Source organism: Candidatus Limimorpha sp. (assembly GCF_056203535.1).
This window is the reverse complement of record NZ_JBADWU010000105.1, coordinates 245,953-261,473: the sequence shown is the minus strand read 5'-3', so window position 1 is coordinate 261,473 and position 15,521 is coordinate 245,953. Positions and strand designations below refer to the sequence as shown.

Sequence of the window (15,521 nt, the reverse complement as noted above, 5' to 3'; positions counted from 1 at the left end):
GCGCTATCACTTTAAATAGGCTCCGAGCCTAACTTTCTATCAAGCCTTTGCAGCTTCGTTCCAGAGGATCCCAAACGAATTATAGGCTCTTGGCCTTGTGGTTCTAATGGATTGTCCTCTGGAAGTTAGTCCCTCCTTCATGCAACAAAGGTAGGAAATAACCTTGTACGAATTCACGCTGCAAACTTAAAGTGGTTTCCCTTATCAGCGTCCGGCAGGCATTTGGTTATTAAAAGGTCAAATTGTATATTGTTGCCAAAATTATTGATTCATTTTTGTGAATTTGCGTTTGTTATGAAAAAGATTTCTATTTTTGCAGCGGGAATTTACCTTGAAAATCCAAATCGCTAATTGGAATATTCAAGTAAAATCCAAATCGGTAATTTAAATTTTAAAGGAATGTATAACCGTATATACCCGATTCAAGACGACATTCAGGAAATGAGTGTCTTTCTGTTTGGAGCCAGAAAAACAGGGAAATCGACTTATCTCCGCTCCCAGTTTCCACAGGCTTCTTACATCGATCTTCTCAATTCTTCGTTGCGTTCGGCCTACCGCAATCGTCCCGTTACGCTTTATGAGCAGTTTGCAGGCAAGGATGCCGGCACTGTTGTCGTCATTGATGAAATACAGGAAGTCCCGGAACTGCTGAACGAGGTGCACCGTCTCATCTCGGAATTCGACATCCGTTTTGTCCTTTGTGGCAGCAGTGCCCGCAAGTTGAAGCGGAAGGGTTACAACACCCTTGGAGGCCGCGCCTATCCGTGTACGTTTTATCCTTTGGTGAGTGCCGAAATTCCCGATTTCGACATCAACCGTGCGATCAATCAGGGCATGTTGCCGCAACATTACCTGTCGCCAAATCCGGCAAGATTACTGTCGGCCTACGTCGATGCCTATCTTCAGCAGGAAATCAAGGCTGAAGCCATCGTGCGCAACCTGGATGCCTTTGAACGTTTCCTCGAAGTTGCTGCACTCACTGATGGGGAAATGGTCAATTACAGCAACATCGCCAGCGACTGCCAAATCAATTCCACTTCGGTGAAACAGTATTTCGATATCTTGCAAGACACCTTGATTGGCTTTATGATTCCTGCTTACACCAAGACTGTGAAACGCAAACTGGCGCAGGCGCCGCGTTTCTACTATTTCGATGTGGGCGTTGCCAATTATCTTTTGCACCGCAAGAATCTTGTCCGAGGAACGGTTGAATACGGCCACGCTTTTGAGCATTTGGTCATTCAGGAACTTGTCGCCTACTTGGGCTATTCGCATGACCGTCGCCGCCTCAGTTACTGGCATACCTACGCGGGTAACGAGGTGGATGCCATTATCGGCGATGCGGAGCTGGCCATTGAAATCAAGTCGGTGGAGACCGTGCAGTCCAAACATCTGAAAGGACTGAAGGCATTCAAGGAAGAACACCCCGATTGCAAGCTGATGATTGTTTCCCTCGATCCCATAACGCGCAAGTCGGAAGATGTTGACATGATTAATGTCTATGATTTCCTGCGGATGCTTTGGAACGGAGAGCTGTTTTAGCAATTGTTTGAAATCAAACTACCTTTTATGTGTAGCTCAATCCTCCAAATCGAATAACAAAACAGCCTCTGTCTCCAGAGGCTGTTTTGTTTTGTAGAGACGCGATTTATCGCGTCTCATAAATCATTTATTGGTTTTAGCAACCGCGTTCCTTGTTAATGGCGGCTTGTGCTGCGGCCAGACGTGCAACAGGTACACGGAATGGTGAGCAGCTGACGTAGGTCATGCCGGCATTGTAGAAGAATTCGACTGATGCAGGATCACCACCGTGTTCACCGCAAACACCGCACTTCATGCCTGGACGGGTGCTGCGACCGCGTTCGACGCCGAGTTTCACGAGTTGGCCAACACCTTGCTGGTCGAGGGTCTTGAATGGGTCGGCAGCGATAATCTTCTGGTCGATGTAGGTGTGGATGATTTCGTTCACGTCGTCGCGTGAGAAGCCGAGGGTCATCTGGGTGAGGTCGTTGGTGCCGAATGAGAAGAACTGAGCCACTTCAGCGATTTCGTCAGCCATCAGGGTAGCGCGTGGGATTTCGATCATGGTACCGTAGAGGTAGCTGATCTTCACGCCGAACTTGGCTTCCACTTCAGCTTGGATCTTGTCGGCGATAGCCTTCTGGTGCTTCAATTCCTTCACGTCGATGGTCAGAGGAACCATGATTTCGAGGTGTGGATCGTAACCTTCAACCATCAGTTCAGCGGTAGCTGTGAACAAGGCGCGGAACTGGATTTCCGAGATTTCAGGGTAAACGATACCGAGACGTGCGCCACGGAGACCCATCATTGGGTTCACTTCGTGCAAAGCGTCGATTCTCTTCTTGATTTCTTCGAAGGTAATGCCTCTTTCGGCTGCCTTAGCACGTTGCTTTTCTTCGGTTTGTGGAACGAATTCATGCAAAGGTGGGTCCATCAGACGGAAGGTGAGAGGCTTGTGGTTCAAAATCTTCAGGGTGCTCTTAGCGGCTTCCTTGATGTGTGGTTCAAGTTCGTTCAGGGCAGCCAGACGTTCTTCCTTGTTGGAAGACAGAATCATGTTGCGGAGAATATCGAGAGGTGTAGCACCGTTCTTGCCGTAGAACATGTGTTCGATACGGAACAGACCGATACCTTCAGCACCGAAGTTGACAGCGTTTTGTGTGTCTTCCGGAGTGTCAGCATTGGTGCGGACGCCCATGCCTTGATATTTAGCCACGAGTGCCATGAATTCTTGGAAGCGTGGGTTCTCTGATGAGTCGATCATGCCAACGGCTTCGCCATAGACATAACCGCTTGCACCGTTCAGGGCGAGGGTGTCGCCTTCGTTGAACTTCTTGCCGGCGATGGTGACGGTGCGTTCTTCCATGTTGATCTTGACAGCGTCGCAACCAACGATGCAGCACTTACCCCAGCCACGGGCAACCAAAGCAGCGTGTGAAGTCATACCACCGCGAGCGGTAAGGATACCGTCGGCTGAACGCATGCCTTCAACGTCTTCTGGGTTGGTTTCTTCGCGGACCAAGATGTTCTTAATCTTCTTGGCGGTGTATTCCTTTGACTTTTCGCTATCGAGGGCGATGATACCGACGGCACCACCAGGACCTGCTGGCAGACCCTTGGCAATGACTTCGTGTTTCTTTTCGTCAGCAGCGTCGAGGATTGGGTGGAGGAGTTCGTCCATTTGGGCTGGAGCCACGCGCATCACCACTTCCTTTTCGTCGATGAGACCTTCGTGCAGCATGTCGAGAGCCATGGTCAGGGCAGCAATACCGGTGCGCTTACCGACACGGCACTGCAGCATGTAGAGCTTGCCATCCTGGATGGTGAACTCGATGTCGAGCATGTCGTGATAGTTTTCTTCGAGGATGCGGCGGACTTCGCAGAGTTCCTTATAGGTTTCAGGCATGAGTTCCTGCATGGACTTCATGTTCTTGTTCTGCTCGTTCTTGGTGTCGTCGTTCAGTGGGTTAGGAGTGCGGATACCAGCAACGACGTCTTCACCTTGAGCGTTGATCAGCCATTCGCCATAGAATTGGTTGTCGCCAGTGGCAGGGTTACGTGTGAAAGCAACGCCGGTAGCTGAGCCTTCGCCCATATTACCGAAGACCATGGTCTGAACGTTGACGGCAGTACCCCAGTCATCCGGAATACCTTCGATGCGGCGGAAGGAGATAGCCTTCTTGCCGTTCCAGCTCTTGAACACGGCCTTAATGCCGCCTTCGAGTTGTGCTTCAGCGTCATCAGGGAATTCGGTGCCGAGCACTTCCTTGATGCGAACCTTGAAGTCTTCAGCCAGTTGCTGCAGTTCTTCAGCCTTCAGGTCGGTATCTGATTTGTAGCCTTTTGCAGCCTTGAAATCATCAAGCATATCGTCAAGTTGCTTGCGGATGCCCTTGCCATCGACAGGTTCGATGCCTTCAGCCTTTTCCATTACGACGTCGGCGTACATCATGATCAGACGACGGTATGAGTCGTAAACGAAACGTGGGTTGTTGGTCTTCTTAATCAAACCAGGAAGGGTCTTTGAGCAGAGACCGATGTTAAGGACGGTGTCCATCATGCCAGGCATTGACTTGCGCGCGCCTGAACGGCAGCTGACGAGCAGCGGATTCTCAGCATCGCCATATTTCATGCCCATGATGTTTTCCATGTTCTTCATGCCGGCGTGGACTTCATCCATGAGGCCAGCAGGAAGTTGGCAGTTGTTTTCGTAATAAGCCGTGCAGCACTCGGTTGTGATTGTCAAACCGGCTGGGACAGGGAGTTTCAGCAGACACATTTCTGCCAAGTTAGCGCCTTTACCGCCTAACTCGTTCTTCATCGAAGCGTTACCTTCTGCGGTCTTGCCGCCGAAAGTATAAACGTACTTTGTCATTTTTTGAGTTTTTATTATTGATTAAATACTAAAATTTGCCTTTGATTTTAAGGGTGCAAAATTAGTGAATTATGGAAAACACAACCCGTTTTTGGGCAAGTTTTTTTCAAAAAAATATGGAATAACTTGCCATAATGTCAGCATTTTCCCATTTGGAACATTTTTTGACTACTTTTGCAAACAAATTATAATCAAAATGGGAGACAGTTCATACATTGTTATTATAGCCATTGTTGCAGTGGTTTTATTTTTCGTGTTTAGAAAATCGAACAACAGGAAAGAACAACAAAATCAGGAAGATAGCGGAAATTCAGAGACTTCGTCAACAGTGGTGAGGAAGAAAAACGGCTATTCCAAATGGGTCGGGGCCGGATTGGGATTCATTTTCGGCGGCGGCATCATTGGAGGCATCATCGGCTATGTGATTGGCAATCTTTTCAGCGGCTGGACCGAAGAGGATGTGAAGAAAAACATGGGCAGCACGGCCCAGCAGCGCGATTTCAACGTCAGTCTTTTAGTGCTTTCGGCTGCCGTGATGAAAGCCGACGGCAAAATCATGAAGTCGGAACTCGATTATGTGAAACGCTTTTTCTTGCAGAATTTCGGTCAGCAACGCGCTGAAAACTATATCAAGATGTTGCGCGGAATCCTCAATCAGGACTATAATTTGTATGATGTTGGCCGCCAAGTTGGGCAGTATATGGATTATTCATCTCGTCTGCAACTGCTTCATTATCTTTTCGGTATTGCCGATGCCGATGGTGTCATGGCAGACCAGGAATTGAACGTGCTGCAAAGCATTGCATCGTATATGGGCATCACTGGTTCTGATTATGAATCGATTAAAGCCATGTTTGTGCAGACGGTCAACGAAACTGAAAATGCTTACAAGATTCTTGAAGTTGACCCGAATGCCACCGACGACGAAGTGAAGAAAGCCTATCGCGACATGGCCAAGAAATATCACCCCGATTTGGTCAGTCATTTGGGCGACGAGGTGCGCGAAGCCGCCGAAAAGAAATTGCAGGAAGTCAATATTGCTTACGAATCAATTAAGAAACAGCGCGGGATGGTGTGATATTACATGAAATGAAAGATTGGCAATAATATACTTTTAGACCCTAAGTTGTTTTTTTGGAAACAAATCTCTAACAAATCTATCATTAATCTCTTTTTTTCTTTCCTGTCCGATTCCCCCTAATCGGGGGTCATCGGAAGCTGCATCTCCGATGCTCTGCATGATAAGAATCGAGCGGTTGCGAGATTCAAAGTCGGATGGAGAAAAGTTTTGTGGGTTTTGAATGTTTTGGTTATAAAAAGGTCAAATTGTATATTGTTGCCGAAAGATTTCTTATGACAACTGCTATTTTTCATTGTTTTCATCATTTTTATGTTACGAAAAAGAAAAAATCGTATTATTGCACTTTCAATAATGAATGATAATCTTAATATTGTGATGATATGATGCTCGTGAAACAGGCAGCCGTGTATGTCAACATATTGAACTGCAGGCTGAAGAAACATCTTGGCGAGGTGTTTAAGAACAATGGAATCAATCTGACCGCCGAACAGTTTCTGGTGATGGACACGCTTTGGAATGAAGGTGCCTTGACGCAGCAGAACATTGCCTACATTATCCAAAAGGATAAGAATTCCGTTACACAGTTTGTTGATAATCTGGAGAAAAAAGGCTTGGTAGTCCGTTCCGTCGATAAGGAAGACCGCCGCGTGAACAATATTGTGGTGACGGAAAAAGGCCTTGCAATGCGCGATTCGACCAAGGAAATTGCCATCAATGCGATGAATGACATCCTTTCAGGTGTTTCGGAAGAGGATTTGACCACTTTCATTTTTGTGTTGAGGAAGGCAAGCGAAACCATTCAGGAACTGGGCAAGGGAGTTGCAGAGTGATTTTGGGAAAGTTGGCGTTTCGTTTTATCCGCTTGGCATAAAAATTGTAAAACTTAATTTGGGCGAATGCCTATTTTTACATTAAAATTGGGAAAAATGAAAGAGTTTATCAAGTTGATGATTTTGGCTTTAATGCCCGCCTTTGTCTTGTGTGCTTGCAACAAGGACGAAGGTGAAGGTGGAAAAGGTACTGTTCAAGGCTATGTGAGTCTGGTTCAACATCCCGACGACGATTTGGAATTGAATGCAGATACTGTTCCAGCCGCCAAAACGGATGTCTTTATCGTTTATGGCGATGATTCCTTCTATGGCGATGATGTTGAAACTGGTCCTGATGGTTTCTATCGGTTTGAGTATTTGCGTTCGGGAAATTACACATTGTATGCCTATTCCACGCTTCCGACAGGTGAAAAGGTGCCTGTTTGCCAAACTGTTCATCTTGGCGACGGCAAGATAACGGATGTTCCGACGATTTACATCCATGATGGCAAGGCATACGGAACGTCTATTGTGAAAGGACGGGTATATGCAGAGTATTATCACAATGGCAGTTACCGTGGCGAAGGATGGGCTTGCGAGCATAGGGTCTACATTCGAAAGGTTGGCGAGAATATGCCGCTTGATGATACGCGCGTTGGTCCTGACGGTTATTTTTATTTTCAGAAATTGCTGCCTGGCGTGTATGAAGTCTATACTGCGACCGAAAGTTTTTTGGAAGTTCCTGAATTTTTGTTTCAAACAATTGAGGTTGAAGCAGCAGGTGCCGTTTATGAATTGGAAGAACAATTTGATATAATCTTAAATGTGTAGTCAACAGAATATGAAAAAGTTAATTGCAATCGCTTTTTTCTTGTTCGTGAGTATGATGATGTTTGCCCAGACGGTTTCGGAAGGTACCGTTATCAAGCGTGAACGCCGCAAGAGTGTTACCGTCAAGGAATGGAATACGCCAGTCGGCAGCAAGCAGGCTTTTTTGGACCATGTCACAACGTATGATGAGTTGGGCCGCAAAATCGAAGAAATAGAATATGCCAGTTACGGACAGAAAATGCGTGTGGTAAGCGAATATCCCGAAGGCAGCGGAATAGATGCGAAAGTATTGCGTGAAATTGAATATAACGACCGCGATAAAGTGGTCAGAATCCGTAAGTTCGAGTATTATGAAGATGGTTCTAAAAAACGCCAGCTGAATTATTATCCGAACGGAAAACTGGAATCGGTGAAGACTTTTGAGTTCATTTTCAAGGACTAAGTGAAGGAAATCGTTGACATAGTGAAGGCCATGCGGCCCATATCGTTGGATGAGATGAAGAATGTCCAACTGATGAACCGTGTCGATACAAAATATGTGATTACTGAAACGCAATTGCTCTTGATTTTGCAAAACATTCGTACCGGTTATTATGCACAGGAAGTTTCTGGAAACCGTTTCGCACCTTATAAGACAGTGTATTACGATACGCCCGACTTGACGATGTATATCATTCATCATAATCGTCATTTGGTGCGCGACAAGGTGCGTGTGCGGACTTATCTCGATTCAGATCTGAGTTTTTGCGAAGTCAAGCACAAAAGCAACAAAGGCCGAACGAGCAAGAAACGCATTCAGGTTGAGCCGATTGCAAATATCATTGACAATGCAGAAGCCGCCGCTTTCCTTGCTGAAAAGCAGCCTTACGAAGTCAGCACGTTAAGTCCGAAATTGGTCACATTGTTTGATAGGATTACCTTGGTGAATTTTGGCAAAACCGAAAGATTGACAATTGATTGTAATCTGAAATTCAATAATTTGTCGAATGACGCCACAGCTTCGATGGCACCATTAGTGGTGATGGAACTGAAACAGGACGGTCGCGCCTATTCCTTGCTGAAAGATGTGCTTTTCGATTTGCGGATTAAGCCGTTCAAAATCAGCAAGTATTGCATTGGAACTTGCCTGACCCGACCTGATGTAAAGCAAAACCGTTTCAAGAAAAAGCTGAGAAGAATTGAAAAGTTGAAAGTGGAAAGTCTGAATAGTGATGGTTTATTGACGAAAAATTGAAAGTAAAATTGTTCAAGATTGTTCAAAGTTGTTTAAATCTTTGAGTACAAAAGTCAAAAGTGTCTAAGAGTCTAAAAGTCAATCAAATCAATAAACAAATAAACAAATAAACAAAGGATATGCTTCTCTTACAAGCCATGATGCAGGATTTTGATCCTGAAATTGCCCGTGAATTTGGTGGCGGCGTGGCGGCTGCCGATTTCCTTGGTGTTCCGATTTTCGATGCTATGAGTTTCTGGACAACCATAGTCCGATTTGCCTTTAACTTGTTGGTTTCTTGGATAATAATTCATTTCTTTTATTATAAGAAAGCTAATCGTAAGGATTATTATTTCACGTTTATGATGTTTTCGGTGGTCATTTTCCTGCTCATTACCTTAATGGAGAACATGAAGATGAATATCGCTTTTGCCTTGGGACTGTTTGCCATTTTCGGCATGATTCGTTACAGGACGGAAACAATCAGAATCAGGGAAATGACCTATCTTTTTATAGTCATGGGTTTGTCTATCATCAATGGTCAGGCTTTGACGGCAAGTTATGTAGAGTTGCTGGTTGTCAATATTTTGGTGGTTTTGGCTGTCTGGATTCTTGATGGAACGAACTTGCTTTCGCATACGGCCACCAAGATTATTCTTTACGACAAGATTGAAAACACGAAACATGGTCGTGAAGAAGAACTCAAGGCCGATTTGATTGAGCGCACCGGATTGGATATCAGTAGGGTAGAGGTTGGTCATATTGATTATTTGCGCGATGTCGCATTCGTGAAAGTGTATTATCGTCCCGAAGATGGCGAAGTCAATACGATTGACACGGTGACGAAATTGAAGGATTTTAATGAGTAGAGACGCGATGAATCGCGTCTTAATATGTTGATGCAAAATGGTTTATATGTAATTGCGTGATGAAAAGAATCTTGTTTACGGTCGTATTTGTGCTTCTTTCGTTTTGGTCGTTTTCCCAAAGCGGGCGCACTAAGGACGTTGGTGTCATTGCGTCGGCGGAAGTTTCTGTCGGGGTGTCACGAAATGTTGGTCTTTCGTTGGAAGAAGAACTGCGTTTCCAGAACAACTGCACGCAATTCGACCGTTGGCTCAATTCCTTGGGTGTCGATTACACTTTTCTTCACGGCAGAATGAAACTTGGCTTGACGGGCGATTACATCCGTCGTTTCAATGATGACAAGTATTTTGAAAACCGTTATCGTGCCGGTGTACAACTCACTTATTCTGAGACTTATCATCGTTTCAAGTTTTCATTCCGCACAAAACTGCTTTCCACATTTCGTGATGAAGCGACGGGCGATTACCGCGTGAATCCGAAAATGTATTGGCGCAACCGTCTGCAAGTGACCTATCAGATGCCCAACAGCCGCTTCAAATATTCGTTGTCAACCGAATTGCATTGGCTTGTCAACGACCCGAAACATAATATTGTTGATAATCTGAGGACGGTTGCCTCTGTCGATTACCGTTTGACGCGTCGCCAATATCTTTCGGCATTTGTCCGCATGGATAATGATTTGCAGGTGAAAGAGCCTGTCGATAGGTTCTATTTTGGCCTGACTTACAAACTGAAATATTAATTTTTCTGTTTATTAGGATTTGATGGCTTGCAGCCGCATATAAACATGCCAGTGACTGGGTGTTTGTGTTTAGCATAATACTATTGGCTTTTAACATCCTTATAAAAAGTTAGTTAGGAAACTTAAATCCATTTGTGTATGGTAAAATATGCCAAAATAATTGGTAAAATATGCCATATCAATTTGTTGGAGCGATTTGATAGGATCGTATTTTTGCATTTCTGAATTAGTATTAAAAAATGGGTTACAATTGTTCTGGTAAGATAAATGGGCAATTTGATGATTGTTAAGAATTGCTTCAATTTATGCGATGGATGAATGCAATGATGCAATTTATCCTTGCCATTTGTTCAAGGCTTTGCTGCATAAGGACATAGGATTGATTGCTTATTTTGAAAGAGATCTTGACAAGGATTATTATTATCTATTGGATTGGGCTGATTGTGAGATACGAATGACTCCCAAGGCGGTTCGTCCAAAAAGTGATTTGGAACTTACCGAAACATCATCGGCTGTTTTTGAACAAGCTGAGGAATACCGACGTAAACTAAATAAGGAAGAAGTCGATTATGTACTTGTGCTTGGCGCATTAGTAACACCTGGAGTTGGATTCACTTTTAATCAGCTTAAGACCTTGCCTTTGACAGTTGATGAAATTCTTGGGGAGGATTCTTCGAAACAAGGAAATAAATTGTCTTCCTCTTCATCGTTTTCAACAGTGGTTACGGGGAAAAACATTGCAAATTATTGCATTAATAAAAATGAATTGTTGAAGTCTCAACCTGTTACTGTTGTAGGCTTTGAAAAGGAAATAGCGACAGCTTTTGAAGTCTTGGGAAGAAAAACCAAATCTAATTTGTTGATAGTCGGAGAATCAGGTGTTGGGAAAACGGCATTGGTGAATGGCTTTGTTTTGCGATTGCTGTCGGGAATGGTTCCAGAATTCCTGAAAAGTGCCGTTGTCTTTGAACTTGATTTGGCTGCCTTGACAAGCGGTGCTGTCAATAAGATTGAATTTGAGGATCGTTTTAAGAAGACTTTGGATGAACTGAAAACGGTGGACAATTCCATCTTGCTTATAGAGAATGTCGATAAACTTGCGGATAAGCAAAGCCTTTTGTGCGGAGTAGGTGACTTGCTGAAACAGGAGCTGAACAAGGGTCAAATGCTCTTTGTGGCGACTACTACGGTGGACAGCTACACAAAACACCTTGAGACAGATAAGGAATTTGTCAGGAAGTTTGAAAAGATAACGCTTGAAGAACCGAATGCCGATGCCTGTTACAGAATTGTCCGTGAGTCGGTCGGCTCTTTTGAACAATATCATGATATAACCATACCAGATGACAGTATAAAGGAAGCTATCAGACTTTCAAAGCGTTATCTGACGGAAAAATCATTGCCGGATTCCGTTTTCGATTTGATTGACCGCACGATGGCACTTATCCGCACGATGAATGATGTCTCAGCTTCCGATGTCGCGTCACTGTCCGAAAAACTTGCCGAAATAAAGGGAAAATCGGAGCAACAGACAGAATCGCAACTGGCGATGGAACTTTACTGGCTGCACTATGAAATGATGAATAAGATTAGCATCCTGCTTGTGGCGCAGCTTGATGATGATGTGGATTTTGGAAAAATAGGCAGTAATGATGAAAAACTGGCTTACTTGGAGCATGTCTTGGAGAAATTGAAAATGCTGTCTTCCGAGAAACGTAATGCTGTCACGGATGCTGACTTGGCTGCTGTGGTTGCAAAACAGACTGGTATTCCGATGGGAAAAATGCAGGCGAAAGAACGTGATAAGCTCATTAATGCCGAAGCTATTATAAAACGCCGTGTCGTAGGTCAGGATCAAGCGATAAAAACCATTCTGGATTCGATATTTGAGTCGCGTTCTGGTCTGAATAAGAAAGGTCAGCCAATGGGGTCGTTTTTCTTTTTGGGACCTACGGGAACCGGCAAGACGGAACTTTCCAAGGCTTTGGCGGAATTTTTGTTCCAAGACGAGTCGGCTTTGATACGTTTCGATATGTCGGAATTTAAGGAAGAACACTCCGTGGCATTGCTTTATGGAGCACCTCCCGGATATGTTGGATATGAAGAAGGCGGTCTGTTGGTCAATAAGATTCGCCAGAAACCTTATTCGGTTGTCTTGTTTGATGAAATCGAGAAGGCGCACAAGTCAGTTTTCGACTTGTTCCTTCAGATTCTTGACGAAGGAAAACTTCACGACAGGCTGGGACGTGTGGGTGATTTTAGCAATGCCTTGATTCTGTTTACTTCAAATATCGGTAGTAAGTATGTCTCGGAATCATTCGCAAAAGGGATTATTCCAAAGAACAGTGACTTGCTGACTATCATGCAGGATTATTTCCGTCCGGAATTTCTTGGCCGCTTGACAGAAATAGTCCCCTTTGCCCCGATTTCCGAAGAAACGGTGACTTCAATTTTCAATATTCATTTGAAAGGATTGCTGCAGTTGCTTGATGAACAGCATATTAAGCTCGAAATGGACGATACGACGAGAAGAAACATTGCTATGTCGGGGTTCAATCCTCAGTTTGGAGCACGCCCGGTCCTTGGCATTATTCGGAAGGAATTGCGTCGTCCGCTTTCCAAATTGATCGTCTCCGGAAAACTTAAACCGCAAGATGAAGTTTGTGTGACCTTGATAGATAATGAATTGAGGTTCATGGTGAATGGAAACTTGGTTGATAAAATATCATAATAAAAATAATTAAAAATATGTTAGAGAAAAACTTTATATCAAATGCGACTGATGAAGAGTCGGGAAGCCGTGTTAGTGTTATTGATACTAACAAGACTTTGATCATTGACCAGTTTACGTCGGATGCCGACGGTGAAGTTCCTGAATTGTTGGAAGATGCTCGGACATTGAAAGATGTCTTTCAAAGGTTTAATCCAAGTGTTGAGGTCGATTTCACTGATGAAGACGGAAGTACGGTAACGGAAACGCTTCGTTTCAATGAAATCAAGGATTTTGAGGCTAATGGCGGAAAAGGCAAACTGGTTTCCAACAGTCCGTTCCTATCCGGATTGAAGGATGAAATGGACAATGCTGCAAAAATCAGGAAACAGATTGAGCAGAATAAGAGACTTAGGGAGATGCTGAAGAATCCTGAGAGCCGTGAAGAGCTGAAACAGTATTTGCAGCAGATGCTGGATGAATTGCGTGATAATGAATAATTAATGAAGACTATGGATAATTCAAAATTGCAAAGTGCTGCTGTTGCTGGTTCTCAGGAGCAGCAGGTGCAGCAGAGAAAAAACACGGATGATATTCTGAAAAAAATCGGTGGTTTTCAGGCTATTAAGGGTTTTATTCCTGCTGCTGAAGACATGAATCCAGGTAAAAAAGCGGTAAAAGATACTTTTTTGAAGGATAGCAGAAAAAAAGCAAAAAGGAAGGCTTTGGCATCCGAACTGGAAGCTTGGATTGGTTTGCTTGAAAATGAGGGAATGACACCAACTGAGATGGCGGAAGTTTGTAAGGACAAAGAAAGCAAGACCCTTGAATTGCTTTCGAAGGGAATAACAACAGCTCTTGCCGCTACCCAAGGACTGGAGCGCTCATACAGGTCATTGGATCTGTTTTTCAAAAATGCCGGCACAGACAGGGTCGAAAAACTCAGGATAATCAATGTGGATAAAAGAGCCATTACTGATACCGAATCCAATTTCAAGAATCAGGTGGACGACTTGGTAAAGCGTGCTTTCGATCGTTTGTGCCTGAGGGACAGCTATAGCTTCATGGTCATGCCAGGCGGCGTTTTCCATGATAGGACTGATTTGCTGAGGTGGGCTAAAATTGCTCATAAGTACAAACTGATCTTGGTGACGGACACTTCAATTGATGATGAAAACTCGTTGGAAGGATTGAAAGATGTCACCAAGGGCTTTGCCGATAGTGATAAGGAGTTGCAAAATGTCGTTATGGCTTGCAATTGGTTGGTGGGCCGCGAATCCGAAAAGCTCAGTTCTGGCGAGTGTGAAGAAGAAGCTTTCTATGTTTCGCCGGCTGGTGCTTTGGCGGGCATGATGTACGACGAGGCGACTCCGATTTCGCAGGGACGTGCAGGAAAGAAATATGGTACCGTCGCTGATGTGAAAGGCGTCAAGCTTGATTTGCTCAAATCCGAAATCGCAACCTTGATGGACGACCATGTGGTTCCGATGGTGTTTTCCGAAGGCCGAGTCATGGCATTCAACAACAGCACGCTTTATAATGGCGACCTTGATGCCATGATGGAATATCCTATTGTCCGTGTGTTCGATTGGATAAAGAAAGTGCTGATGAATTATGTTCATGAAATTGCGCATGAAAACTGGGACCCGTACAATTCTCCGAAAAAACTAAAAAGCAAGATACAGGATTTCCTCAATCAATATCAGGGCTATCAGAATTTCTTCCAAAAGTACAAACTGGGTGATCCGATTCAAGATCCCAACACAAAAGTCGTTTCTGTCGATATATCAATCACTCCATATTTCGCTGCCAAGAACTTCCTTATCAAGCTTGAGGCTGATAAGCAGAGTGCAAGCGCATCATCGATGGTAGAAGAAGGTTAACCTTATTAATATTAATGTTTCACAAAAATTAAAAAATCATTTATTATGGCAACAACACCAGTAGCTTTGAAAGTAAATGGCATGACCGAACGTGAAGTCATGAAAGTATCTTACTCATTTAACCAGGCTGTCGATGTCGAAGGTCAAATGGCAGGAATTCCACGCGGTGGAAAAATCGTCATCCGCGTCAAGGCCTTGAACGATGGCAATCCTGATTTGCTGAATTGGATGATTCAGCCTAATCTTGCAAAAGATGGCAGTGTCGAATTCAACGAAACAAGAACAGGCAACCTTATGAAGAAAATCCAGTTCAAGGATGCTTATTGCATCGATTTCAATGAACTTTGGGAAGACAAGGCAGGCCATTCAGAGGAAATCACCATCGTGTGCCGCGAAATCACCGTGGGTGCCGTGACCTACACCAACAAGTGGGCCTAAGTGCTTGAGATTGTGAGACAAGGCTAAAATCAGCCTTGTCTCGCGCTTCTCGTTTTTTTGCATTTGATTTCCGAAGTCCGTTTTTTCGGGCTCTGATTTTCGATCTGGTTTTTCAATAAAAAAGAACAGAACAAACTATAGACTATGGCACTTACAGCTACATTAAGGATTGACAATCATTCCTACTACGTCATGGAATGCGATTATGAATTTTCACAGGAAGTTGATTTTACGGGACGACCTTCCGATCGTCCACGAGGTGGACTGATCAATCTTGTCATTTCAGCTCCTGATGATAATGATTTGGGATTCCACGAATGGATGTTTGACAAGAACCTCACGAAAGATGGCGAAATAGAATTGGTCATCAATAAGGACAGCATTGATAAGCATCGGATTATTAGCTTTAAGGATGCCTATTGCGTTCGACTGTATGAATATTTCAACAATAACAATCCCCTACAGATGTATATGAAAATTGGCATAATGGCAGGAAGCATCATCTTCGGCCAGGATTGCGAATTTAATATGATTGATTAAAAAAACAGTTT

General features: G+C 44.0%; 14 protein-coding genes. 13 read left to right on the top strand and 1 reads right to left on the bottom strand.

Annotation, left to right across the window (positions count from 1 at the left end):
• Nucleotides 1-399 precede the first annotated feature (399 nt).
• Nucleotides 400-1,542: an ATP-binding protein gene (locus AC06MN_RS13455; RefSeq protein ID WP_475672901.1), complete on the top strand. Its 1,143-nt coding sequence runs from the start codon at nucleotides 400-402 to the stop codon at nucleotides 1,540-1,542.
• Between the two features lie 136 nt (nucleotides 1,543-1,678).
• On the opposite strand, the gene ppdK is transcribed toward AC06MN_RS13455, so the two are convergent.
• Nucleotides 1,679-4,396, bottom strand: coding sequence for a pyruvate, phosphate dikinase (gene ppdK / locus AC06MN_RS13450; protein ID WP_475672900.1), 2,718 nt, complete (start codon nucleotides 4,394-4,396; stop codon nucleotides 1,679-1,681).
• 196 nt (nucleotides 4,397-4,592) lie between these two features.
• Between ppdK and AC06MN_RS13445 the strand changes: the two genes are divergently transcribed.
• From AC06MN_RS13445 to tssD (AC06MN_RS13390), 12 genes are all read left to right on the top strand, one after another.
• Nucleotides 4,593-5,474, top strand: a complete 882-nt coding sequence (locus tag AC06MN_RS13445; protein WP_475672899.1) for a TerB family tellurite resistance protein — start codon at nucleotides 4,593-4,595, stop codon at nucleotides 5,472-5,474.
• A 383-nt stretch (nucleotides 5,475-5,857) separates the two neighbouring features.
• Nucleotides 5,858-6,307: a MarR family winged helix-turn-helix transcriptional regulator gene (locus tag AC06MN_RS13440; protein WP_475672898.1), complete on the top strand. Its 450-nt coding sequence runs from the start codon at nucleotides 5,858-5,860 to the stop codon at nucleotides 6,305-6,307.
• A gap of 96 nt (nucleotides 6,308-6,403) precedes the next feature.
• Entirely contained in the window at nucleotides 6,404-7,117 is a 714-nt protein-coding gene (locus AC06MN_RS13435; protein WP_475672897.1) for a peptidase associated/transthyretin-like domain-containing protein, read from the top strand.
• 10 nt (nucleotides 7,118-7,127) lie between these two features.
• Nucleotides 7,128-7,559, top strand: a complete 432-nt coding sequence (locus AC06MN_RS13430; protein ID WP_475672896.1) for a hypothetical protein — start codon at nucleotides 7,128-7,130, stop codon at nucleotides 7,557-7,559.
• Nucleotides 7,560-8,351, top strand: coding sequence for a polyphosphate polymerase domain-containing protein (locus AC06MN_RS13425; RefSeq protein WP_475672895.1), 792 nt, complete (start codon nucleotides 7,560-7,562; stop codon nucleotides 8,349-8,351).
• Between the two features lie 119 nt (nucleotides 8,352-8,470).
• Nucleotides 8,471-9,199 (top strand): DUF4956 domain-containing protein, encoded by a 729-nt coding sequence (locus AC06MN_RS13420; RefSeq protein ID WP_475672894.1) that lies wholly within the window; start codon nucleotides 8,471-8,473, stop codon nucleotides 9,197-9,199.
• Nucleotides 9,200-9,258: 59 nt separating this feature from the next.
• On the top strand, nucleotides 9,259-9,939 hold the full coding sequence (locus tag AC06MN_RS13415; protein WP_475672893.1) for a DUF2490 domain-containing protein: 681 nt from the start codon (nucleotides 9,259-9,261) through the stop codon (nucleotides 9,937-9,939).
• A gap of 283 nt (nucleotides 9,940-10,222) precedes the next feature.
• Nucleotides 10,223-12,670: an AAA family ATPase gene (locus tag AC06MN_RS13410; RefSeq protein WP_475672892.1), complete on the top strand. Its 2,448-nt coding sequence runs from the start codon at nucleotides 10,223-10,225 to the stop codon at nucleotides 12,668-12,670.
• Between the two features lie 17 nt (nucleotides 12,671-12,687).
• Complete coding sequence (locus AC06MN_RS13405) at nucleotides 12,688-13,149, top strand: type VI secretion system contractile sheath small subunit (RefSeq protein ID WP_475672891.1); 462 nt, start codon at nucleotides 12,688-12,690, stop codon at nucleotides 13,147-13,149.
• Between the two features lie 12 nt (nucleotides 13,150-13,161).
• On the top strand, nucleotides 13,162-14,532 hold the full coding sequence (locus tag AC06MN_RS13400) for a type VI secretion system contractile sheath protein TssC (RefSeq protein WP_475672890.1): 1,371 nt from the start codon (nucleotides 13,162-13,164) through the stop codon (nucleotides 14,530-14,532).
• A 45-nt stretch (nucleotides 14,533-14,577) separates the two neighbouring features.
• Complete coding sequence (gene tssD / locus AC06MN_RS13395) at nucleotides 14,578-14,970, top strand: type VI secretion system tube protein TssD (RefSeq protein WP_475672889.1); 393 nt, start codon at nucleotides 14,578-14,580, stop codon at nucleotides 14,968-14,970.
• Between the two features lie 144 nt (nucleotides 14,971-15,114).
• The gene (gene tssD / locus AC06MN_RS13390) at nucleotides 15,115-15,510 is read left to right on the top strand and encodes a type VI secretion system tube protein TssD (protein WP_475672888.1); all 396 of its coding nucleotides are present in this window, start codon (nucleotides 15,115-15,117) and stop codon (nucleotides 15,508-15,510) included.
• Nucleotides 15,511-15,521: the final 11 nt, after the last annotated feature.